This is a genomic window from Flammeovirga sp. AWQ4_249, assembly GCF_056161045.1.
On the sequence record NZ_JBSWYJ010000047.1, the window covers coordinates 1 to 23,328 of the forward strand.

Sequence of the window (23,328 nt, forward strand, 5' to 3'; positions counted from 1 at the left end):
GTCGAATTACTCTATTTCTTATTATATATATACAATATTATACTCTAACATATTTATTTACAAATATTTAATGACATTTTCTACAGATTGCTTTTATTTTTAGAAAAATCGAAACGATGCATTGTGTTATTGAAAATTTTGTAATGAAAAAAACCTTTTAAAGTCAATTAGTTAAACTTTAAAAGGCTTTTTAGTTTTATATTCAAACTATCTTAATATGCTTTTTCATCTCCATTAACAATACCCATTACGGTATCAAAAATGATTTGCACATCAAACCATAAACTCCAATTATTAACATAAAATCGGTCAAGTTTCACTCTACCTTTCATAGCATAAGCATCATTTTCAGTTTCACCTCTATAGCCTCTCGCCTGAGCTAAACCTGTAATTCCTGGCTTTACTAAATGTCTTGACATAAATTTCTCCACTACTTTTGAGTATTCTTCAGTATGTCTTAACATATGTGGTCTTGGACCTACTACGGACATATTACCTATAAATACATTAAAGAACTGAGGTAGTTCATCAATAGATGTTTTTCGTATGAATGCTCCTACCTTAGTGATTCTCATATCTCCTTTTGTAGCTTGTCTAGCATCTGAATCAGCATTTACAGCCATCGACCTAAACTTATAACACCAAAAGGCTTTACCATCCTTACCTGTTCTTTTTTGTTTAAAGAAAACAGGACCTTTAGATTCTAATTTTATGATTAGAGCCATTAGTGGAGTTAACCAAGACATTAATAGAAGAATCACAAAAAATGAAAAGCCCATATCAAAAATTCTTTTTACAAGTTGATTTTGCTGATCATCTAAAGGAACTGGTGAAATATCTAATACTGGTATTTCATCATATCTCTCTAAGGTAATTCCTTTTGAAGCAAACCCTCTAAAGTCAGTAATAAGCTTAACCTTAATCATATGACTTTCTCCCCAATCAATAAGTTCGCGAATTAATTCATACTCAATATAAGGAATACAGCAGTATACTTCATTGACATCATTTTCTATTGCAAATGATTTAAATTCTGAAAGTTTACCTTTCACATGCATCTCTGTTGATTTATCATCAAAGAAACCTAAAAATCTAAATCCAAATTCAGGGTGAACTCTAAAAAACTTTCTAACTTCTACAGCTAACGGACCATAACCAAGAACTGCCACATTTTTATAACTGAAGCCTTGACGACGATACATTCTCATTAAATATATTCCTAAAATTTTCACTGTGAAAATAATAGGCGTCCAAATAAGATAAGTATCTAATAAAAACTCTCTTGAAACATTTGCAAACTTAATCCCCACTACAAAAGTAGAAACTGCCATTCCATGCCAAATAAGAGCATAACTATAGCTTCTTAAAACTTTAGCTACCCTTTGTGTTCTATGAAAAGCATGAGGTTTTAAAGATAGAGATATGATGATCCAAGCTAGGTTAGCAAAAATCCATAGCAAAGTATAAGGTTCTTGATCTATTAAAGGGGAAATACTATCAAACTTAAAAATTGTCGCAATAACAATAGATAAGTTTAGTAATGCAAGATCAAGTGTAAAGTTGAAAGGTTGCAGATATTTTGATTTGCCTGTCATAATAATTGACTATATTTTAACAAGCAAAAATAGGAAATAATATTTTTATAAATTTATAATAAATGTATTATTTCCTTAATAATTCTTTGAATACAAGTAAAATAAATTTTGAATTACCCACAAAATAACGTTTAAACATTCTTCTTGGTTCTTGTAAAAATCTATAAAACCACTCTAATCCTATTTTTTGCATACATAATGGAGCTCTTTTTACCTTTCCTGCAACAACATCAAAGCTACCTCCTACTCCCATGGTAAAATTCACTTTAGATAAAATTTCTCTATTTTGATATAAAAAATTTTCCTTTGTAGGAGAACTAATAGCTACAAAAAGGATATTAGCTCCAGAATTTGCAATTTCTTGTGCTATAGATTTTTCTTCTTCTTTTTTAAAATAACCATTACGATACCCCGCAATTATTTCTTCTGAGTATCTTTGAGAATAATTTTCAACTACTTTACTTACTATTTCTTCTTTTGCACCAAAAAAGAAAATTTTAAAATTTTCATCATAAGCAACTTTTACTAAACCTTCCATTAAATCAATTCCAGCAACTCTTTCAGGTAATGGTTTTCCAAGTATTTTTGAAGCCCAAACTACAGCTTGACCATCTGCATTAATTATGTCAGCTTCAGTAACACTTTCAAAAAGCTCACGATCTGACTGCATAGCCACTATTTTACCTGCATTTACAACAGTATGATTAATTTTATTATTTTCAAAAATAGTTATCTTTATATAGTCTAATGTTTCTTTAAAAGAAACACATGCTATATTTATTCCAAATAGATTAACTGAATTAAACATTTAAGGACATTTTTTTAGAAAATTCACAATATTATCCCTGGATTTTTCACTTGAATAATCCAAAGCTTTAAGAAAAGCATTATTTGATATTTTCTTTCTTTCTAATATATCTAAATTAAAATAATCTTTGACAAGCTTAAATAACTCTCCAGGGTTTCTGGAAGAATATTTAAACCCATTTATAGCATGATCAACATAACTTGATGGTCCGACATCATCTGTGGTTATAATAGGTGTTCCACACATCATAGACTCTAATCCTACTAATCCTAATGAGTCATTTTTTGTTGGATAAATAAATACATCAAATAGTTGATAATATTTATACAGTTTATCCTGGGGTAAGTTTGAAATGACCTGAACATTTATTTTATTATCTGAGATATATTTTTCTATCTTGTTTTTATCAATACCATTTCCAATCATAATTCCTCTTAATTCTATTTTTTCATAATCAGCTTGAATAAATATATCTAAATAATCTTTCCAGCCTTTTGAAGAAATAAAATTTGAAATAAAACCTAATACAGGTGGAGAATTTCTAAGCTCTGATTTTTCTAAAAAAGAAAATTTAGATTTATCTACTCCTCCTGAAGGGTAAACAAAAACATCAGAATCCTCAATTGAAAACTTTGTTTTTATTTTCTCTTTAAAATAGTACGAGGGTACAACAATCCTCTCAGCTCTATGTATTACTTTAAGTAAAAAGAAACCTAAAACTTGACGATGAAAACCTTTAAAAGATATATCTGTACCATGAAAATTTAAAATTATTTTTTTATCTCGATAAAAAAAATATAAAATTGGTGATACAAACAATGGATAATGTACATATACTAAATCAAAACTTTCATTTAGACTCTTGTATATTAACTTAATATAAAAAGTAACATATTTAATAATTTTAAAAATTAAATTCTCACTATAAGTCAATACAATTTTATTTAATATAAATTCTGATTTTAAAGAGTTATAAAAATTTTTTACAAATATTCCATACCTTACATTTAAATCAGAAGGGTACATATTAGATATTACAAGAATTTTTTTCATTTAACTGTAAAACTATAGAATAAAATACACAAAAGATAAAAACTCCTTTACTTCTATCTAAAAATGATTCAGTGGAGCTTAATCCTACGAAGAAAATAAAAAATATTAAAGACAATCCGTTTATTGTTGATTTTCTAAAAATAGAGATTAATATTAATATATATATTACAACTCCAATAAGTCCTAAACCAACAAATAACTCAAGGAATTGATTATGTGCATTATAATTACCATTTAAAGCTTCTTGAAAATCATTTAATAAATAAGTTTTATTGTATAACACTCTAGTATCTCCAGGACCTAAACCAAAAAAGATTGATTTTTTATCTAAAAGAAATTCATTAATAATACCTTTCCATCTAAAATATCTTTCAAAAGTAATCTCTCCATTTGATGTTATTTTAGAAAATTTCACAAAAACAAAATCAAATAGACCATATTTATAAAATATAAAAATAGTTAAAGATGTAAATATTAATATTAGTATAGATAAGCCAATATCATTTTTTTTAATTAGAAAAAAAACAATTAAAAAAGTAACTGAAAGTAGAGATATACGACTACTTGCTTGAAAAAGAAATAACGAGCAAATTAAATATTGAGTAATAAGAAAGAATTTATGGGATTTAAAATTAAAATCTTGATAATAAAATATTATACATATCAAGTAAAAACTCACTATAATTGAAATTATAGTTGGGTGTATTTCTAATGGCCGAACAAAATTCCAATCCATATAAATCCACTTAAAAAAATATTGCATTTGTTCCAATGGATCTTGACTATTAATGATATCTGCAACAACATTAAACTCACAAATTATAATTGAAATATTAATACCAAAGCCTAAATAAATTAAAAATCTTTTTAATGATAACCTTTTATTATTGATTGATAATAAAATCAAAGGAATAAATATTAAACCAAAATGAGAGTCTAAATATAAAAGCCCTCTTTCAATATTTTTAGTCCAAAATAAACTTATTACAAACAAAAAGAAAAAGATTAAAAATAAAGCAATCTGTTTTTTAAAAAGTTGAAAGTTTTCTTTTTTTTCAATCGTCGGTATAAATATTATCCATGATAACAAAAGGGGCCATAAAAAAAATGTATTTATTTCTCTCCACAATGGTATGGTTATAATAAATAGAGCTAAAAAAAACTCAAATATTTTATTTTTATTAATTGATATATTTAATGTATTCATTATTCTTAGTCAGTCACAAAGCTTTGAGTTAATATATTGTATCTTTGTTCATATGAATTATTTACTTTAATATCTGATAAAAAGTAATACAAATCATTATATAGGTCATCATTATTTTTTAGCATTTGTAAAATACTACCAAGTTTATCATCTTCGAATTTATCTAAAAATAATGAGTAATCCTTACCTAACAAATTTTCAATTGGTTTGTGCCTCAAAGTAATAAAAGGAGTTTTAAAATTAATAAAATCTAAAATTTTAATAGGAAAAGTCATATCGTCATATGAATTTCTAGGCCTAGTATGTATTGATAATTTTATATTATTCTTCTTGAAATACGAAGGTATTTTATCATATGGCACTTCATCAAAAATTATTTCTTGATAATCTTTTTTATATTTATGTATATTTTTATCATTCGATAAAACATAAAATTTAAAACTCTTTTTCATCTTTTTTGAAAGTCTTAAAAAAGTTTCAAAACCAGAATTTTTATATGAGATAGACCCTAGATAAACAACCCCATCGAGGGTATCCTTTTTTTTAGAAGTAATTAAGATATCTTCTTTATTAGTATAGCTAGTCCCTGGGGGTAATTCTATAATTTTTCTTTTTGGATAAATCATATTTTTTCCAAAGAAAAATTCTCCCATATCTATTGTTGGGAATGCCATTTTATATGAGACCATTGACAAAAAAAAATTTGAAAATTTATTAAGTATTAAGGTCAATAAATTTCTATAATTTTTATAATATTCATTCGGAAATGCTTCAATATACACATCGCGTATAAAGACAATAATTTTTTTCTTCAAAAGAAAAAGTAACAATAAATTGAAAAAATCAACAATTGAAATTCTGTTTGAAGCACTTTCAACATAATAAAACTCACATTCAAAGATACTTTTAAATGTAAGTTTTATTTTTTCTTTTCCCTCAATAATAAAATCATTATGCTCTCTAAATACTTTTTTAAAAGATGTAATTCTTGTTCTAGGACCTCCAGATACTTTGTTTATATCAGGAACTATATATATTGCTTTTTTCTTCATTTTTATTATTTACAATTGAATAACTAAATAATACAAAGTTAATGTAGAATAATGTAGTAAAATAATGTATCGAAAGAGTATTTGTTACTATAAATATCATCAAATACACAACTTTTGAAAGAAAGTTTGGTAATATCGAAATAAAAGCAAATTGAGTAATTAAAAAAAACATAGAGAATACTAATCCTCCTCTATGATATACATAATAGAACCCATTATCAATTTCTAAAAAAGTTCGATATCTACTTAAACTTGGTGAAGTAATATTGGGTTCAAAATAAGTAGTTTTTATGCCAACTCCTTCACCGAAGAGGATTGTAACAAAAGTATTTCTAGAATTATGAATTACTTCTTTAAGAGCCCAAATACGGTATTTGAAAGTAGGATAATCCCATGGGTGATATATATAAGTTATTTTATCTAATTGTTTTTCATTCAAATATGGTATAATTAATAACATTAAAACCACCCCTACAATCATTATAGATAAAAGAGTTTTAAAATTTAAAAATGTAGATATATAAATAAATGATGTTAGTGTAAAGACTACAAAGTGCTGTAAAGAACCATTTAATAAAATTGTTATTAAACCTAAAATTACATTTATATAATATTGTTTATCTATTTTTCGATTAGTAACTATATATAAAAAAGAAAATAAAGTAAAAGATATTAAATCTGGGCCAGAAACTCTATAAGAATAACCTCCTGCTAGATCAGTTTGAGAATAAATGTTATGGTTTTTACTAAAAAAAAATAAGAAAACATATATTACAAATATCACGATATTAAGATAATACAACAACTTAACAAGGTTATTAATATCTAGTTTTCTATGAGCAGTATTCAAGTAGATAATACAATATAGTAGTATAAAAAGGTGATATTTAAAATCAATATGGAAATCTGGGTTTTTTAAACCATAAATAAAAAAAGGAAGGTATATAATACTGTAAATTACTAACCATTTATTATACTTATACTGAATTTTATTATTTATAAAAATGTAAATAATAAATAATAAACAACAAAACCCAAAAGTGATAACATTGAACTTAGAAGAATTAAATATTGCAATAATGGCAATCGTAAAGTAAAAAAAATACTTATTATTTATTCTTTTTAAATTTAAATTAAGCATATTATTCTTCCAATAAAATTTTACAAGCTGAAACTAACGTTAAAGCTTCTACTTTTTCAAGCATATTTTTATTATAAAGATCTTCCAAATTTTGTTTCAATTTTGGATAGTCAAGTAATAAATTAATGTTTTTATTAAAATAATTATCTAATTCACTTTTTAAGGCTTTATTATTGTTATACCAATAATTCAAAGGGTTCATATGTTCTTTTGTTTTATCACCTTTTGGTGGTCTAATTTTATTAAAAATAAATTTAGGTATATCATTAACTGCTAACTCTTTATTGTTATATTTTATTAGATATTTATCAATGTAAGGTTTAGATCCTGTTTTTTCCCAAATATAGTCTGCTGCAAATGGATATTTTTTATTTATCCATTCTTTATATAATTTGTGCTTATATCTATATTCTAAAGGTATTTTTAGTACGTATTCTATAAAATCTATATCATAAAATGGTGAAAAAGTTTCTGTAAATTGTTGCACACCCAACAAACCATTATTTGCTCCTGAAAAACCTCGTTGATTTAATAAATAATCTTCTTGATTTATATATTCTTTATTTAAATTATCAAAATTAACCTTATCTAAATAAAATTGAGAATATGCACCTTCATGATAATTTATTTCTCTATCATGTTTGTTAATTTTCGACAAAGTACCAATAATTGCATCTCCCAACTGTCCTGTATGAGCTAAACCAAATTGATTAAAATTTAGATATTTATATAAACTTAAACCATGAGCCAATCCATAGTATAATACATTACCACCAGTAATATTTGTAACTTCATCTATTGAGGTCAAAAATAAACCATTATCTAATGATTTAAATATCCACTCATGCTTCAAATCTGAAGAGATTTGCTTAGGAATTATTTCATCTAAATAATTTGATTGAGAAAATGTATAATTAAACTGAGAAGTATATCCAATATCATGAGCAACGATAGTTGTCATTCTAGAATCTAATCCTCCACTAAGTCCAACTAAATGTTTATAATTATACTCTTTATCTTTATTAAACTGTCTTTTAATAGCTTGTCTAAACAAAAAGTCAAGTTGATTGACTATTTCATTTTTTGATTTCCCTATCACAGGTTGATTATTTAAAGAATAATATTTTGATATTTCAAGATTATTTTCTTTAAAATTCGCTATTGAACCTGGTAATATTTTTTTTATATTTAAATCTAAGGTATTATCATCTAACATAAAACCAAAAGACAACAACATATATGCCCCTTGCTCATTTAAATCTATCTGAAAGTTATTCTTTTTCTTAAATGAATATAAGTCTATTATATCTGTTCCAAAGACAAATACATCATTACTTATAAAATAATATATATGCTTAGAACCTATTTGATCTGTAAAGAATGATATTTCTGATGTTACTTTATTATAAATAAAGCCACAAAATGTACCTCGTAATTTATTCAAAAAACCATTTTTATTTTTTTTTATATTCTTCACAAAAAAAGATTCCCAAGAAGAATCATTTTCAGATAAAATATTTTTATTAAAAATAACTCCGTCCAAAAGACAAATAATATCATTATCCTCATAAAATATTTTATCATCTAAAAATTTTTTTAAGGTCTTTTGTTTAGCAACAAATTTATTGTGTTTTTTTTCTTGAATTAAAAAATTATCATTAACAGAATGAAAATCATTTACTTCATAGTTATTTCGATTTTTATCTAAAAAACAAAAAAATCCAGGCATATTAAATTTTAAGTTTAAATACTTTTTTATCGATTAAGTAAATATAAACAAAGTATAAAAATATAAACATTACTAATTCAATGGTTTTAAATTCAATTGTAATATCATCAATAGTCAAATTTATTAATAATAAAGCCAACTGAATAAAAACTGCTAATATAAGAGGCTTAAAATAACTTGAAAAAGAATAGTTTATCATTTTTTTATAAAAAATATACCATAATGGTACAATTAATAATAATTGAATTATTAATTGAGAAACTATTGCTCCGACTAAATTAAAATAATTGACCCCTATAAAAATTGATAATGGTATTGAAAATGAAGTAAAAATATTCCAATACAATGATATATCTGTTTTACCTTTTGTTATTACTAATAAAGAAATTTGTCCTGATATACTTCTTAAATAAACGATAACTGCAAATATTCTTAACTCAAGACTCATATCTACATAATCATTACCATAAAAAATTGTTATTAATTCTTCTGAAAAAATAATTGTAATAGAATATACAAAAAGGTTAACTATATGTAATTTTTCAAAAATAGTTTTCACTAATGATACTAATCGCTCCTCATTATCTTGAAATTTAGGTAACAATGAAACTCCTATCTTAGTAACAATAGGGTCTATTATTTGCAAAGGTCTTCTTATTAACTGTTTGATTAAACTATAACTTCCTAATAAGTCTGGGCCAAGTATTTTCCCAATTATTAATATATCAAAATCTCTATTAAAGTAGTTTAATATTTCACTACCTGTTTGAAAAACTCCTATTTTTAAAAAAGGTAATACTTCATTCGTTTTGAAATGTAATTTTAATTTATTTTCACTTTGTCCAAGAATAAAATAAATTATATTTACTATAAAAAACTGTATTAATATCGAAAATACTAAAGAATAAACCCCAAAGTTAAGATATGCTAACACTGTAGCTGTAAACAAAGAAGAAAGTGCACCTAATATGTCAATTAAAGATATTTTCTTAAAATTTAATTCTTTTTGAAAAAATACTTTATATTGTTTTCCAATAGAGGATATTATCAAGTTTAAACATATAAGAGGAATTAGAATTCCAAGTTCTGAAACTTGATAAAAATCAACTATAAAAGGAGTTGATAATAATATTAAAAAAAACAAGATAAAACTAAATAATAAGTTAATCCAAAATAAACTATTAAATTCATCTTTTGAAATATTTTGTTTATGTAACATAGCTGGAGTCAACCCTAAATCAGTAAACAGGTTAACAAAACCATATATTAACATAACTATTGCCATTATTCCAAAATCTTCTTTTGGTAATAACCTAGAAAGAATAGATAATCTAAAAATGGCAAAAAGTGAAATTAAAATTGTAGCAACAGTAGTCCATTTTGTGCTGTTTATTATTTTTTCCTTCAGTGACATTTACTCAGCACAATTAATAATATTTCCAACAAAGTTAATAGTATTTTCAGGGCATAAAATCTGTTCAATATTTTTTTTATTTTTCTCTTTTTCTTTTTTAGATAGAGGAATAAAAGCTGTTCCAGATTGAAGCATAGAAAGATCAAACACAATTATATTGTTTCTTTTTAAAAATGAATAAATAGGATTTTCATTTCTTAAAAAAACCTTAGCACCTCCGTATAACATTGCATAAATATTCCCCATAGCTTGCTGTCTTGTATGATTCATTATTACAAATTCGCATTTTGATAAAATATTTAAATATTCATCAAGTGTAATAAACTCTAATAAAGAACTAAAAGAGTCTTTTAGTTTTTCATGACCATAATTATTTATTTGTTTTGCATATACATTATTTCCATAGCTTAAAACTGTTTGAATCTTTCCTTTTAGTTTAACTTTTGATAATAAATCTATTGCCTCTATATGATTATTTGAATATGAAGCAGAATTACCCAAAAGGATATTATCTCCTTTTACCGAAAAGTCTTTATTAATTAAAGTGTTAACATTCCCGTAAATAAATGGTAGGTATTTTATATGCGAAGAATTATTATAAGTTTTTAATATTATATCATAGTCTTCTTTAATTACAGGAGCGATATATTGAATTTTATGAAGAATACTTTCTTGCCGTTGATAAAATTCTTTTTTAATATTTAAAAAAGATAAAATTTTTCTTATTTCATTCTTTATTTTCTTTTTATTATTTCTTTGAAATAATTTTTTCGTCTTATTTAACAGAATTTTAGATTTCAATTTTTCATGTTTTTCATAAAAATCTACTCCCCAAGGAAACCAGATAATTTTTTTATTGTTGTTTAGTTTTTCTAAAAAAATCAATGTTTCCTCTGACATCTTATGAAGTAAAATTAAATCAGCCAAAATTACATTCTCTTCAAATAATTTAATATTTTGATGTACTAATTTAACTTCATCTACATTCTTTATATATGTTAAATTATCTGAATTTGAAAAAATAAAATATTCATTTTTTGATTGATTATTATTATTGAAAGAATTAATAACAAAATCAATAAACTTTTCATCATTCGCAATATGTAAAATTCTTTTTATCACTTGTTATTTTTTAAAAAAAATAATTCTTTTTTAATTAAGTTTCTTTTTCTCTCTTTTAATTTCTTTATTGGAGTTCCTGCATAGATAGTATATTCTTTACAATTAGTATTTACAAATGATAAAGCACCAATAGCTGCACCTTCAAATATAGAAATACCTGGCATTACTACTGAGCCAGAACCAATTATAACATGTTTACCAAGAAAAACCTCATTTGAATATACATTCGTGAATTTTTCATGAATCATAGGATTTGTCAAAAAATCACCACTATAATCATCTGAGGATGAATACACAGCAACCTTTGATGAGATATTAACAAAATTTTCTAAAACTATATTTCCTTTTCCTATTAAGGACGAATAACAACCAATATGTATATAACTTCCAATATCAAAATGCGTTGATGATGATGTTGCTGATAAAATACAAAAATCATCAATCCTAACATTTGATCCAATAGATATTCTATCAGCTCCATAAATTGATGCTTTATCTGATATTAATACATTTTCTCCTAGATCTTTGAATCCTAGATTAATTAATTTTTCTCTTGATAGAAATCCCATTCTTAATTATTTAATACCCTTAATATTATCCTACAAATCATATCAATTTCTGATGATGATAACTGGAAATATAAAGGCAAACATAAAATTCTCTTAGAAATTGAATTTGCATTTTTCAATTCATTTTCATAATTATCCCTAATATAATTCAAATCCGAAAGTAACGGATAAAAATACCTTCTAGCATAAATTTCATATTTTTTTAGTTCTTCAAATACATCTTTACACGTTTGTTCATTTCTAAAGATCACAGGATAATAAGCATAATTAAAATCTGCATCAGATTTAATATTAATTTTTTTAATATCTTTTCTATCTAACCAAACATCATATTTTCTCGAATCAGTTTTTCGTTTGTTAATTATATCGTCTACATATTTTAAATTACAAAGCCCCATTGCTGCATGGAATTCTGAATTTTTCCCATTAATACCTATTGTTTCAAAGCTTTCTGGTCCATTATGACCAAAATTTCTCAAAAAAGACATTTTCTTTAATAGATTACTGTCCTTAGTTATTACAGCTCCTCCTTCAATAGTATGAAATAATTTAGTAGCGTGAAAACTAATTGTACTAATATCACCATACTCCAAAACAGACTTTCCTTTATACTTTGTACCAAAGCAATGTGCTGCATCATATATTACCTTAAGTGAATACTTTTTAGCTATTTTTTCTATTTCTGAAATATTACATGGATTACCATAAACGTGTGTTGCTAATATTGCTGATGTATTCTCTGTTATTGCATTTTCAATTTTTGTAGAATCGATATTCAATGACTCAGGATCAATATCTACAAATATTGGAGTACAACCTTCCCAAACTATACTAGAAGTAGTTGCAACATAAGAAAAAGGAGTGGTAATAATTTCACCTTTCAAATCAAGGGCTCTAATTGCAATTTGAAGTGCTATTGTTCCATTTGTCAGATATAATAAATGGTCAATTTCAAGATATCTTTTTAAGTTGAGCTCTAGATCATTAACTAATGGTCCATTATTAGTGAGCCAATTTCTTTTCCATATACCATCAGTTAGCTTATTAAACTCTTCTTTAGGTGGTAAAAATGGCATTGTTACATTTATCATATCTATTTCACAATTAACTTTTTCTTATTTGAATTGATTTTATATTTACTATTATAAAACCATAATTCTGTTGATAAATTTGGTTTCTTTCTTTGGTAAACTTTTAATACAGAATAATTTATTATCAATCAAAGACCCTTTCTTTAAATTCAAAAAATGATTAAAATGATATATACTATCATTTTTTGTTAAATATTTTACTTTTATGAATGATAGTTTTCAATATCGGTCGGTGGATTTTTTATTGTAAAAGAGAAATGTGGTAAACTTAGTGAATCATACGAAATATTAAATCCATTAACCAACAATGATTTATTCAAGTCTTGTGCGGAAAAATTAAATACTTGTAATTTAAATTCAGAAAAAGTTCCAAACTCTTTAATAATATAATTGAAACTTTTTTCGATCCCTTTTTAGATACTCTATTAATATTCCCTGTAGGTATATTATGATTGTTGATCTTAATATAAGAAGAGAATATTTCACATTCCATCCTATATAGAAATAATAACAACATCCAAGGAGCCAAACCCATTGCATTTTTTCCCTAAAAGAAAAAAACGATCAATACAACCGGAAAAAAACTAAATATTCTATTGAATTAAAAATCATAAAAAAACACATGGATATAAATCCATGTGATATTTTATTTAAAATGATTAATTGTTTATACCACAAAAATCTAAAATAACTTTATTTTTTTGATCTAATTGTTTGAATTCATCATGTGCAACTAGATAAGCTATTATATCAGCTTTATCATAAGCTTCCTTATAATTTGTCAACTTAAATACATTATGACTTTCAACATTTGGTTCAACAATAAAATAATTATCATTGTTCGCATTTTGCAAAACCTTTTGAACGATATATTTAGCAGGCGACTCTCTTAAATCATCAATATTAGGTTTAAATGCTAAACCCATTAAAGCAATATTAGGTTTACGGCCATGCTCTAATTCAAACTTTAGTTTTTCATTTTGAATTTTTTCTGCACACCAAAATGCTTTATAATTATTTATTTCTCTTGCCTTACCAATGATTTGAGATTCCATTGGGTATTCAGAAACAATAAAGTAAGGGTCGACAGCAATACAATGCCCACCTACACCACAACCTGGCTGTAGTATATTAACTCTGGGATGCTTATTAGCTAAATTAATCAATTCCCATACGTTAATATCTGCTTTATCGCAAATCAATGATAATTCATTAGCAAAAGCAATTTGCACATCTCTTGAAGAATTCTCCACTAATTTACACATCTCTGCTGTTCTGGCATTAGTAGCATGTAATTCTCCATTAACAAATTGACTATAGAATGCTAAAGCTTTTGTAGTAGATTTTTCATCAATACCACCTATTACTCTATCATTATTTACCAATTCATACATTACATTACCTGGTAAAACTCTTTCTGGACAATAGGCTATGTTTAATTTATCTTCCAATTCCGGTCTTTCAGAATAAATTAAATTTGCCATTTTCTCCGTTGTTCCAACAGGGGATGTTGACTCAATAATATATAAATCTCCTTCTTTCAATAATGGTAAAACGGCCCTTGTTGCAGATTCCACAAAAGATATATCAGGCTCATTTTTCCCTTTAAAAGGAGTTGGTACAACAATTAAATAAGCATCTGCTTCAACAGGTTTTACATCTGCTTTTAAAAAACCACCTGCAACTGCTTCCGCTACTGCCTTATCTAATTCAGGCTCAACAATATGTATTTTACCTTGATTAATTGTTTCTACTACATGTGGGTTCACATCAACACCATGTACATTTACCTTATTTTGAGCTATTAGGGCTGCCGTTGGTAAACCAATATACCCTAACCCAACCATTACTACTTCAGGGTTCATTATCTCTTTATTATTTTTCTTTTATAAAATCTACAACTCTTTTTGAAGCCTTACCGTCTCCATATGGGTTATGCAAAGCACTCATTTTCTTATATCTATTTTCATCAATAAGTAAAGAGGATGCTTCTTTTACAATTAAATCTTTATTTGTTCCAACTAATAAGACTGTACCTGCTTCCACAGCTTCTGGTCTCTCTGTTGTATCACGCATTACCAATACTGGCTTGCCTAATGATGGTGCTTCTTCTTGAACACCACCGCTATCTGTAATTATCAATTTCGATTGATTCATCAACCAAACAAAAGCAGGATATGACAACGGATCTATTAAATGAACATTTTCAATATCTGCTAATATTTCATAAACTGGCTTTTGTACATTTGGGTTTAAATGGACAGGATATATTATTTGTGCGTTAGTTGATTCTGCAATTTCTTTTAATGCATAACATATATTTAGAAAACCTTGACCATGATTCTCTCTTCTATGGCCTGTTACTAAAACTAAATCCTTATTAGGATTAACAATAGCTTTAAGGTTTTCTATTTCCTTATTATCGTTCAGTTGTTTAACTTTCTCTACACTAAACATCAATGCATCAATAACCGTATTCCCTGTAATTAATACATCTTCCTTTTGAATATTTTCTTTTAATAAATTTTCTTCTGATGTTGAAGTAGGTGCAAAATGATAATCTGCGACTCTACCCGTAATTTGACGATTCAATTCTTCAGGAAAAGGAGCTCTTTTATCATACGTTCTTAAACCCGCTTCAATATGACAAACTTTTGCTCCTGAATAAAACCCTGCTACACCAGCAGCCATTGTTGTCGTAGTATCTCCATGGACAAAAACATAATTAGGTTGAAAATCTTCTAAAACATCTTTCATACCTACTATTATATCACTCGTTAAAGAATATAAATTCTGATTAGGCTTCATTAAGTTAAGATCAAAATCAGGTTCAATTTCATAAAATTCAAGAACTTGATCTAACATTTCTCTATGTTGTGCTGTTACACAAACTTTAGTATCAAAATTTATTTTATCTTTTTGAAACTCCTTAACAAGTGGAGCCATTTTGATAGCCTCAGGTCTCGTCCCAAAAACAATTAAAATTTTTTTCATTGTCTAATTTCTAGATTCAATTTAGTCATGTTTGTATTACGTATTTTTTTAAATAATTAAGTCAAGTTCTTCTAATAAAACTTGACTTAATTATTTTTATAGATTTCTCTACTCTTTTAAAAAATTATTTACCGATATTATAAACATTAAAGCCAATTTCTTTTAGTTTATTTTTATCCAAAATATTTCTACCATCAAACACATTTGCAGGTTTTAAAACACTTTGATAGATTTCTTCCCAATTATACTCAATAAATTCATCCCACTCCGTTAAAATAGCAATAGCATGTGCTTTTTCAACTGCTTTATAAGGACTATTAACAACTTTAACTCTTTGTCTTATTTCTTCTGAAGAATGATTATTAAGATATTCTAAATCTGCATAAATTCTTTCTTCTGTCACCTTGGGGTCATAAACTACTATATCTGCTTGTTCATCTAACAAGTGATCTGCAACATAAATTGCAGCTGATTCTCTTGTATCGTTTGTATCTTTCTTGAAAGCCCATCCAAAGAAAGCTATTCTTTTACCAGATACTGTATTATACGATTCTTTGATGATCCTATCTGCAAATCTTCTTTTTTGGTAATCATTTAGTTTAATAACTTGATCCCAATATTCTGCTACTTCATCTAATCCATATGATTTAGCAATATAGACCATATTTAGAACGTCTTTTTGGAAACATGATCCTCCAAAACCAACTGAAGATTTTAAAAATTTCGGACCAATACGAGTATCCATACCTATTGCTCTAGCAATTTCATCTACATCCGCTTCAGTCTTTTCACAAAGTGCTGACATTGCATTAATAGAAGAAATACGTTGTGCTAAAAAGGCATTTGCTGTTAACTTAGATAATTCAGAAGACCATACATTTGTTTGTAATACTCGTTCCTTTGGCACCCAAGCTTCATATACTGCTGATAAAGTATCCTTAGCAATTTTACCCGAATCAGTATTATCTCCGCCAATCAATACACGATCTGGATTCAATAAATCATCTATTGCTGTTCCTTCCGCTAGGAATTCAGGATTAGATAAAATTTCAAAATTTACACCTGTACCTGTACTTGATAAGATACTTTTTAGTGCTTCAGCTGTTCTGACAGGAAGTGTAGATTTTTCAACAACTATTTTGTCAGAAGTGGCTACTTCAGCAATTTGTCTTGCACAAAGTTCAATATATTTAAGATCTGCAGCTTGTCCCTTCCCTTTTCCGTAAGTTTTTGTAGGTGTATTCACTGATATAAATATCATGTCTGCATCTTGAATACCTTTTACAATATCTGTAGAAAAGAATAAGTTTTTATTTCTAGTTTGTTCAACTACTTTATCTAAACCAGGTTCATAAATTGGAAGTTTATCTAAATCTTCATCATTCCAATCTTTGATTCTTTGTTCATTAATATCAACTATATTAACTTTAATATCAGGATTTTTCAATGCAATAACAGCCATAGTTGGTCCTCCTACATATCCAGCTCCTATACAACAAATATTTTTGATTTCTTTTTTCATATTTATTTCATCTGATTTTTTGATTTCAAAAATGAGTTGATGTCTGTTAGTATTGCAAAACTTATAATTGTTAAAAACCCAAATAACATTCCTAATACGGTTTTTCCTTTTGCAGAAAGAGATACAGTATAAAATTCTGAAAAACGATTTACAAATTCAACAGGCTGTAATAAAGATAATTTTCTCCTTATTACTGCTATACTATCTTCAGCCTTTCTACTTTTTTGCATTGCTTCAAAAGCTAGCTCTCCACTTTGTCTAATATAACTATCTGTCTGTTGTTCAGTAGACATTAAAATTACATTTGAACTTGTTTTACGTTGTTTATTTTCTTGTAATAAATCTCCTTGAGAAGTAATTATTTTCTTATATGCTTGATTATACTCTTGTAATTCCTTCTTTTCTTCCTCGAAAGAATTGGTTTTAATTTTTAGATTCTCTTTATAAACATCTAAATTCTTCTTTACATATTCATTATTATTGAAGTAAAATTCAAAGCCATCTTGAATATTTTTTTTTGTTATGTTAGGATCTTGTGAACTTACAACTAGTTCAAAACGAGTTTCATTATCGTACGAATTTAACAATAAAGAATCTGCTAATGATTTATTTTCAATGAAGTTAAATTTATATTTCAAGAAATAACTTGACACCTCAATTGATGAAATTAATTCTGCTATATCTAATGGAATATTTAAAGCTTTTGCCAACATTGGTCTACCTTCTCCTGTACATAAAGCATTTAACTCTCCAATTTCAGTTGTAAAATCTACTCCTTTTAAAAACCTAGAATTGACAGTTGCTTTTGAGGAATAGTATTTTGATGTATTTTTTGACATATATCCAATAGCTCCGCCTAATATTATCCCAATGGCAATAAGTACCTTCCATTTATAAATAATATTGTAAAAGTAAAGAACGATAGATAATAGAGCTTTTAAGAATGAATTAAAAACAGAGCTTATTTTATTACCTATTAATGTAAATAATTCGATCAAATCTATTTCATCATTGTTCGAATTTGTTTGCTTTGAAAAGTTGTCTGATTTTTTGTTTTCTTCCATTTGGATTTATATCGATAAGTACAAGACACAAATATACAATAAGAAATCAAAAATGTGCTCTTCATTCTTATTGTATATTCTTTATGTACTTTTATTAAGAGGATTTAGGGTTTAAATTCTCAAAATACCACTTTGATGCCTTTTTTAAACCGTCTTTTACGTTGAATTTTGGCTGATAACCTAATAAAGTATTCCCTTTTTCTATAGAAGCTAAAGAATGTCTTACATCTCCCACTCTTGTTGGACCATAATTAGGTTCTAAATTCGATATGGATTCATCGTATTCAGACAAATATGCTTTTAAATAGTTAAATAAAGTATTTAAATCTATTCTTTCACCATATGCTACATTGTATACTTGATTCACAGCGTCAGGATTTGATGTAATACCTGCTTGTTCGTTGGCGTGAACAACATTATCTATGTATGTAAAATCTCTCGATGTCATTCCGTCACCATTGATAGTTGGTGCTTCTCCACTTAACAATGCCATGACAAATTTTGGTATTACTGCTGCATATGCTCCAAATGGATCTTGCCTTTTCCCAAAAACATTGAAATATCTTAATCCTATTGTTTCTATTCCATATGTTTTAGAGAAAACATCTGCATATAACTCATTGACAAATTTAGTTACAGCATATGGAGACAAAGGTCGACCTATCTTATCTTCTACCTTAGGAAGATCAGGGTGATCACCATAGGTAGATGAACTTGCAGCATAAATAAATCGTTTCACTCCTGCATCTTTTGCAGCAACAAGCATATTTAAAAAGCCTGATACATTTACATCATTTGAAGTAATTGGATCATTAATAGAACGTGGTACTGAACCTAAAGCAGCTTGATGGAAAATTATCTCTACACCTTCAACTGCTTTTTTACAATCTTCCAAGTTTCTGATATCTCCTTCTATAAAATTAAAATTATCAGAAGATAAAAATGGAACAAGATTTTCTTTTTTACCAGTGGCAAAATTATCTAATCCAACAACTTGATTATCTTGTTGTAGAAAATGTTCAAGTAAATTTGAACCAATAAATCCTGCAACTCCGGTAATTAATATTTTCTTGTTTTTAAGCATACTATTATAAACGATCTGTGATGTATTTTTTATCTATTACACTTTTAACATCATAAATAACAGTTCCCGACTTACTTAATGCTTCCCAATTAATTTCTTCTTGGAAACTCTTGTGTGAAACTGCATGAATGACCGCACTGTATTTTTTTCCTTCAATTGATGGAACTAAGTCAATACCATATTCTTCTTTCACCTCTTCTTTATCAGCATGTGGGTCATATACCTCCACATCTAAATTAAAAGCCTGTAGTTCTCTTACTACATCAATTGCTTTAGAATTTCTAATATCTGGACAATCTTCTTTGAAAGTAATACCAAGCATTAACACTTTAGTACCTTTTTCAACAGAAGCATTTTTTTCCATCATCAAACGAAGTACTTTACTTGCCACATGTGCACCCATTCCATCATTAATTCTACGACCTGCAAGAATAACTTCTGGATGGTACCCTAAAGACTCAGATTTATACGTTAAGTAATATGGATCTACTCCAATACAGTGTCCACCTACTAAACCCGGTCTGAATGGTAAAAAGTTCCACTTTGTTCCCGCTGCTTCTAAAACATCTAACGTATCAATTCCTACTCTATCAAAAATTTTAGATAACTCATTGACAAATGCAATATTTAAGTCACGTTGTGAATTTTCAATTACTTTCGCAGCTTCTGCTACTTTAATAGATGGAGCTTTGTGCGTACCTACCTGTACAACAACTTGGTACATTTTATCAACTTCTTCTGCAATTTCAGGTGTAGAACCTGAAGTCACTTTCATAATATTATGAACTCTATGTACATGATCTCCTGGATTAATTCTTTCTGGAGAGTAACCGGCAAAGAAATCTTGGTTAAATTTCATTCCACTAACTCTTTCTAAAACAGGAACACAAACTTCTTCTGTACAACCTGGAAAAACAGTTGACTCATATACAACAATATCACCTTTTGATAATACCTTTCCAACTGTTTCACTTGCCTTTTCTAGAGGCGTTAAATCTGGAGTCTTATATTGATCAATTGGCGTCGGTACAGTAACAATATATATTTGAACCTGCTTTAAATCATTAATATCTGAAGTATAAGTAATGTTTGCTTTTGCTTGTTCTAGTTCTTCAGCTGTTACTTCTAGTGTATGATCCGTTCCCTCTTTTAATTCTTCTACTCTAGTCTTGTTAATATCAAAGCCAATAACATTGACATTTTGTTTTGCAAACTCAGCAGCTAAAGGTAAACCTACATACCCTAATCCAATTACACCGATAGTTTTATTCATAATAATTATTCTAAAATTTGATTTTTAAATAAATTTCTTTCCTTGCTTTTCTTTAGCATTAGCTAAAAATTGTTTGACTCTCTGTTCATGATCCTTTTCACATATCATAAGCACATTGTCATACTCAGCAACAATATAGTTTTCTAGTCCTTGGACAACGACTAATTTATCTTTTGGCGTTTTTACAATAGAATTGAAGGTCTCATAAGCCATTACAGTTCCTTGTAATACATTCTCTTCTTGGTTTTTGGGAGCTTGTTCATATAAAGATTTCCATGTACCTAAATCAGACCAACCAAAATCTGTTCGCATCACATAAACATTTTCTGCATGTTCCATAATCCCGTAATCAATTGATATATCGCGACATCTATGGTAAATTTCATCAATTTTAGCTTCTTCTTTCTCCGTATAAAAGGAATCAATTGCAGAATTGAATAGTTCATGAACACCTGGAAGATATGCTTTAAAAGCTTTCTTAATAGCATTTACATTCCAAACAAAAATACCCGCATTCCAAACAAAGTCTCCACTTAATACAAATGCCCTTGCTAATTCTTCATTTGGCTTTTCTGTAAATGTCTTTACCTTATATAAAACTTCTAATCTTTCATTGTTCAATGCCTGAATATATCCATACCCTGTGTCTGGTCTATTAGGACGGACTCCCAAAGTGACTAATATATCATGAGAAGCTACATAATGTAATGCTTTTTCTACCCTAAGTTGGAACTCTGGTACATCTAAAATAACATGATCAGCTGGAGCCACTACCATATTCGCTTCAGGATCTTTCTCAGCTATTTTATAGGCTGCATAGGCCACACATGGAGCCGTATTACGTCGACATGGCTCTAATAATATTTGATCATCAGATAAAAAAGGTAATTGCTCCTTTGTAATATCTTTATATTCTTTACTTGTAACTATGTATATATTTTCTTTAGGACAAACAGCTTCGAAACGATCAACTGTCTGCTGGATCATTGTACGACCAACTCCTAAAATATCTTGAAACTGTTTCGGGCGTTTTTCTCTACTAAAAGGCCAGAATCGACTTCCGATTCCTCCTGCCATTATAACTACATAGTTATTTTTCATGGTAATGTTTTTATGCAAACTTAATATCAACTAAAACTTCAGCTCCTAATTTTCTGTTAAGCTTTTGTACTATACGTTCTCTTGCCATAGTTAATTCATTTTTAAGTGTTGGTGTAGAAAGACGAACATATAATATCTTTCCTCTCAATTTTAAGCTAACAGTTCTTGAAGCAATTGGTGTACCTAATTCTTCCTCCCAAATCCTTTCAAGTACCGCTTGGTTATAACTATGACTCTTTTTTAAAGATTTAACGAATTCCTGCATCGCACCAGCTACACTAATGGATTCATGCTTTTTAGGAATTGGCGTCTTTTTTCTAAATCTATATTTTAATTTTTTATCGTCAGACAAAATATTTATTTTAATCTATTTCAATTACATTAAAAGGCATTGAAATATCTTCTATCAATGACTTAGACCGTTCAGGTCGAGCATCAGACAAAATTATCTGTCCAAAGTTCTTATCTTTTATTAATTGAAGCAATTTTTCAATCCTATTGTCATCTAATTTGTCAAATATATCATCTAATAACAATATCGGAGTTGATGAAAGTTGCTTTTTAAGAAAGGAATGTTGCGCTAATTTCAAGGCAATAATAAATGACTTCTGTTGTCCTTGTGATCCATACTTTTTTAATGGATAACTAAACAATCTAAAGTCAAAATCATCTTTATGTATACCTTTTGTAGTTCTTTGGAGTATAACATCTTTCTCCCAAGACTCTAGAAATAGATCTTTAGGTTCATGCTCATTGAAATCTGATTTATACTTTATAGTTGCTTCTTCTTTTTCATCAGAAAGAAAGTGATAGGCTTCTTGAAAAAGCTTAGAAAAATTACCTGAGAATTCATTCCTTTTATTATTTATTTTAATCCCTTCAGTAATTAATACATGATCATAAGGTGCTACCCAATCTTTATTGGGAATTTGTCTGTTCTCATGAAAGTTTTTAAGAAGTTGATTTCTTTGCACTAATGCTCTTTGGTAATTAATTAAAGATTGAAGATATTCTTTATCAAATTGTGAAATTACACTGTCAAAATACTTTCTTCTGATTTCGCTACCTTCTCGAAGTAAATCAGTATCATTTGGTGCTATTAAGACACAAGGAAATTTCCCAAAATGTTCACTAAACCGTGTATACTCTTTAGCATTGAGACTTATCTTTTTCTTTGTTTTATCGTACTGACAAATGACTATATCCTTCTGGTCTTTCTGGATAAATGTACCTGATAAAGCAAAAGATTTACATCCATGTCTCACATTTTGATTTTCAGTAAAACTAAAGGCACTTTTTGTCATAGAAAGTATATAGACCGCATCAATTAAGTTAGTTTTACCAACTCCATTGGGGCCAATTATACAATTTACTCCATCTTTAAGGGTAATAGAAAACTCATCGTAACTTTTAAAATCCTTAAGATATAGTCTTTCCAGATACATTTATATTCTAATTTTACTGAGCTGCAAAATTAGTTATTTTTTTGGTAATACAATCTTAATAGAT

General features: G+C 27.4%; 20 protein-coding genes. All 20 read right to left on the reverse strand.

Annotated features, from left to right (window positions below; translation table 11 throughout):
- Nucleotides 1-212: 212 nt before the first annotated feature.
- Nucleotides 213-1,595 (reverse strand): undecaprenyl-phosphate glucose phosphotransferase, encoded by a 1,383-nt coding sequence (locus tag ACXAHM_RS22195; RefSeq protein ID WP_474965083.1) that lies wholly within the window; start codon nt 1,593-1,595, stop codon nt 213-215.
- Nucleotides 1,596-1,662: 67 nt separating this feature from the next.
- Entirely contained in the window at nt 1,663-2,403 is a 741-nt protein-coding gene (locus ACXAHM_RS22200; RefSeq protein ID WP_474965087.1) for a WecB/TagA/CpsF family glycosyltransferase, read from the reverse strand.
- On the reverse strand, nt 2,404-3,456 hold the full coding sequence (locus ACXAHM_RS22205) for a glycosyltransferase family 4 protein (protein WP_474965089.1): 1,053 nt from the start codon (nt 3,454-3,456) through the stop codon (nt 2,404-2,406).
- Entirely contained in the window at nt 3,431-4,663 is a 1,233-nt protein-coding gene (locus ACXAHM_RS22210; protein ID WP_474965091.1) for an O-antigen ligase family protein, read from the reverse strand. Before ACXAHM_RS22210 ends, ACXAHM_RS22205 begins: the two co-directional genes overlap by 26 nt.
- Before the next feature lie 5 nt (nt 4,664-4,668).
- Nucleotides 4,669-5,715, reverse strand: coding sequence for a glycosyltransferase family protein (locus ACXAHM_RS22215; protein WP_474965093.1), 1,047 nt, complete (start codon nt 5,713-5,715; stop codon nt 4,669-4,671).
- A complete protein-coding gene (locus tag ACXAHM_RS22220) occupies nt 5,684-6,565 on the reverse strand; it encodes a hypothetical protein (protein WP_474965096.1) in 882 nt (293 codons plus the stop codon). Before ACXAHM_RS22220 ends, ACXAHM_RS22215 begins: the two co-directional genes overlap by 32 nt.
- A 292-nt stretch (nt 6,566-6,857) precedes the next feature.
- Nucleotides 6,858-8,585, reverse strand: a complete 1,728-nt coding sequence (locus tag ACXAHM_RS22225) for an asparagine synthase (glutamine-hydrolyzing) (protein ID WP_474965099.1) — start codon at nt 8,583-8,585, stop codon at nt 6,858-6,860.
- 1 nt (nt 8,586) lies between these two features.
- A complete protein-coding gene (locus tag ACXAHM_RS22230; protein ID WP_474965103.1) occupies nt 8,587-9,999 on the reverse strand; it encodes an MOP flippase family protein in 1,413 nt (470 codons plus the stop codon).
- Nucleotides 10,000-11,121 (reverse strand): TDP-N-acetylfucosamine:lipid II N-acetylfucosaminyltransferase family protein, encoded by a 1,122-nt coding sequence (locus ACXAHM_RS22235; RefSeq protein ID WP_474965108.1) that lies wholly within the window; start codon nt 11,119-11,121, stop codon nt 10,000-10,002.
- A complete protein-coding gene (locus ACXAHM_RS22240) occupies nt 11,118-11,690 on the reverse strand; it encodes an acyltransferase (RefSeq protein ID WP_474965111.1) in 573 nt (190 codons plus the stop codon). The genes ACXAHM_RS22235 and ACXAHM_RS22240 overlap by 4 nt, the downstream gene beginning before the upstream one ends.
- Before the next feature lie 2 nt (nt 11,691-11,692).
- Nucleotides 11,693-12,781, reverse strand: a complete 1,089-nt coding sequence (locus ACXAHM_RS22245; protein ID WP_474965115.1) for a DegT/DnrJ/EryC1/StrS family aminotransferase — start codon at nt 12,779-12,781, stop codon at nt 11,693-11,695.
- A gap of 659 nt (nt 12,782-13,440) precedes the next feature.
- Nucleotides 13,441-14,646: a UDP-N-acetyl-D-mannosamine dehydrogenase gene (gene wecC / locus ACXAHM_RS22250; protein ID WP_474965119.1), complete on the reverse strand. Its 1,206-nt coding sequence runs from the start codon at nt 14,644-14,646 to the stop codon at nt 13,441-13,443.
- 10 nt (nt 14,647-14,656) lie between these two features.
- The gene (gene wecB, locus ACXAHM_RS22255) at nt 14,657-15,775 is read right to left on the reverse strand and encodes a non-hydrolyzing UDP-N-acetylglucosamine 2-epimerase (RefSeq protein ID WP_474965123.1); all 1,119 of its coding nucleotides are present in this window, start codon (nt 15,773-15,775) and stop codon (nt 14,657-14,659) included.
- 124 nt (nt 15,776-15,899) lie between these two features.
- Nucleotides 15,900-17,297, reverse strand: coding sequence for a nucleotide sugar dehydrogenase (locus ACXAHM_RS22260; RefSeq protein ID WP_474965127.1), 1,398 nt, complete (start codon nt 17,295-17,297; stop codon nt 15,900-15,902).
- Between the two features lie 2 nt (nt 17,298-17,299).
- On the reverse strand, nt 17,300-18,361 hold the full coding sequence (locus ACXAHM_RS22265) for a hypothetical protein (protein ID WP_474965129.1): 1,062 nt from the start codon (nt 18,359-18,361) through the stop codon (nt 17,300-17,302).
- 94 nt (nt 18,362-18,455) lie between these two features.
- Complete coding sequence (locus tag ACXAHM_RS22270; protein WP_474965131.1) at nt 18,456-19,445, reverse strand: SDR family oxidoreductase; 990 nt, start codon at nt 19,443-19,445, stop codon at nt 18,456-18,458.
- A gap of 4 nt (nt 19,446-19,449) precedes the next feature.
- A complete protein-coding gene (locus ACXAHM_RS22275) occupies nt 19,450-20,718 on the reverse strand; it encodes a nucleotide sugar dehydrogenase (protein WP_474965134.1) in 1,269 nt (422 codons plus the stop codon).
- A 24-nt stretch (nt 20,719-20,742) separates the two neighbouring features.
- On the reverse strand, nt 20,743-21,819 hold the full coding sequence (locus tag ACXAHM_RS22280; protein WP_474965137.1) for a mannose-1-phosphate guanylyltransferase: 1,077 nt from the start codon (nt 21,817-21,819) through the stop codon (nt 20,743-20,745).
- 10 nt (nt 21,820-21,829) lie between these two features.
- Nucleotides 21,830-22,171 carry a DciA family protein gene (locus ACXAHM_RS22285; protein ID WP_474965140.1) on the reverse strand — a complete coding sequence of 114 codons (342 nt, stop codon included), beginning with the start codon at nt 22,169-22,171 and terminating at the stop codon, nt 21,830-21,832.
- 10 nt (nt 22,172-22,181) lie between these two features.
- The gene (gene recF / locus ACXAHM_RS22290) at nt 22,182-23,264 is read right to left on the reverse strand and encodes a DNA replication/repair protein RecF (RefSeq protein WP_474965143.1); all 1,083 of its coding nucleotides are present in this window, start codon (nt 23,262-23,264) and stop codon (nt 22,182-22,184) included.
- Nucleotides 23,265-23,328 lie beyond the last annotated feature (64 nt).

Excerpts from the sequence above, each read along its gene's own strand:
- ACXAHM_RS22195 (WP_474965083.1), bottom strand. The coding sequence starts at position 1,595 with ATGACAGGCAAATCAAAATATCTGCAACCTTTCAACTTTACACTTGAT.
- ACXAHM_RS22200 (WP_474965087.1), bottom strand. The coding sequence starts at position 2,403 with ATGTTTAATTCAGTTAATCTATTTGGAATAAATATAGCATGTGTTTCT.
- ACXAHM_RS22205 (WP_474965089.1), bottom strand. The coding sequence starts at position 3,456 with ATGAAAAAAATTCTTGTAATATCTAATATGTACCCTTCTGATTTAAAT.
- ACXAHM_RS22210 (WP_474965091.1), bottom strand. The coding sequence starts at position 4,663 with ATGAATACATTAAATATATCAATTAATAAAAATAAAATATTTGAGTTT.
- ACXAHM_RS22215 (WP_474965093.1), bottom strand. The coding sequence starts at position 5,715 with ATGAAGAAAAAAGCAATATATATAGTTCCTGATATAAACAAAGTATCT.
- ACXAHM_RS22225 (WP_474965099.1), bottom strand. The coding sequence starts at position 8,585 with ATGCCTGGATTTTTTTGTTTTTTAGATAAAAATCGAAATAACTATGAA.
- ACXAHM_RS22230 (WP_474965103.1), bottom strand. The coding sequence starts at position 9,999 with ATGTCACTGAAGGAAAAAATAATAAACAGCACAAAATGGACTACTGTT.
- ACXAHM_RS22240 (WP_474965111.1), bottom strand. The coding sequence starts at position 11,690 with ATGGGATTTCTATCAAGAGAAAAATTAATTAATCTAGGATTCAAAGAT.
- ACXAHM_RS22245 (WP_474965115.1), bottom strand. The coding sequence starts at position 12,781 with ATGATAAATGTAACAATGCCATTTTTACCACCTAAAGAAGAGTTTAAT.
- wecC (WP_474965119.1), bottom strand. The coding sequence starts at position 14,646 with ATGAACCCTGAAGTAGTAATGGTTGGGTTAGGGTATATTGGTTTACCA.
- wecB (WP_474965123.1), bottom strand. The coding sequence starts at position 15,775 with ATGAAAAAAATTTTAATTGTTTTTGGGACGAGACCTGAGGCTATCAAA.
- ACXAHM_RS22260 (WP_474965127.1), bottom strand. The coding sequence starts at position 17,297 with ATGAAAAAAGAAATCAAAAATATTTGTTGTATAGGAGCTGGATATGTA.
- ACXAHM_RS22265 (WP_474965129.1), bottom strand. The coding sequence starts at position 18,361 with ATGGAAGAAAACAAAAAATCAGACAACTTTTCAAAGCAAACAAATTCG.
- ACXAHM_RS22270 (WP_474965131.1), bottom strand. The coding sequence starts at position 19,445 with ATGCTTAAAAACAAGAAAATATTAATTACCGGAGTTGCAGGATTTATT.
- ACXAHM_RS22275 (WP_474965134.1), bottom strand. The coding sequence starts at position 20,718 with ATGAATAAAACTATCGGTGTAATTGGATTAGGGTATGTAGGTTTACCT.
- ACXAHM_RS22280 (WP_474965137.1), bottom strand. The coding sequence starts at position 21,819 with ATGAAAAATAACTATGTAGTTATAATGGCAGGAGGAATCGGAAGTCGA.
- recF (WP_474965143.1), bottom strand. The coding sequence starts at position 23,264 with ATGTATCTGGAAAGACTATATCTTAAGGATTTTAAAAGTTACGATGAG.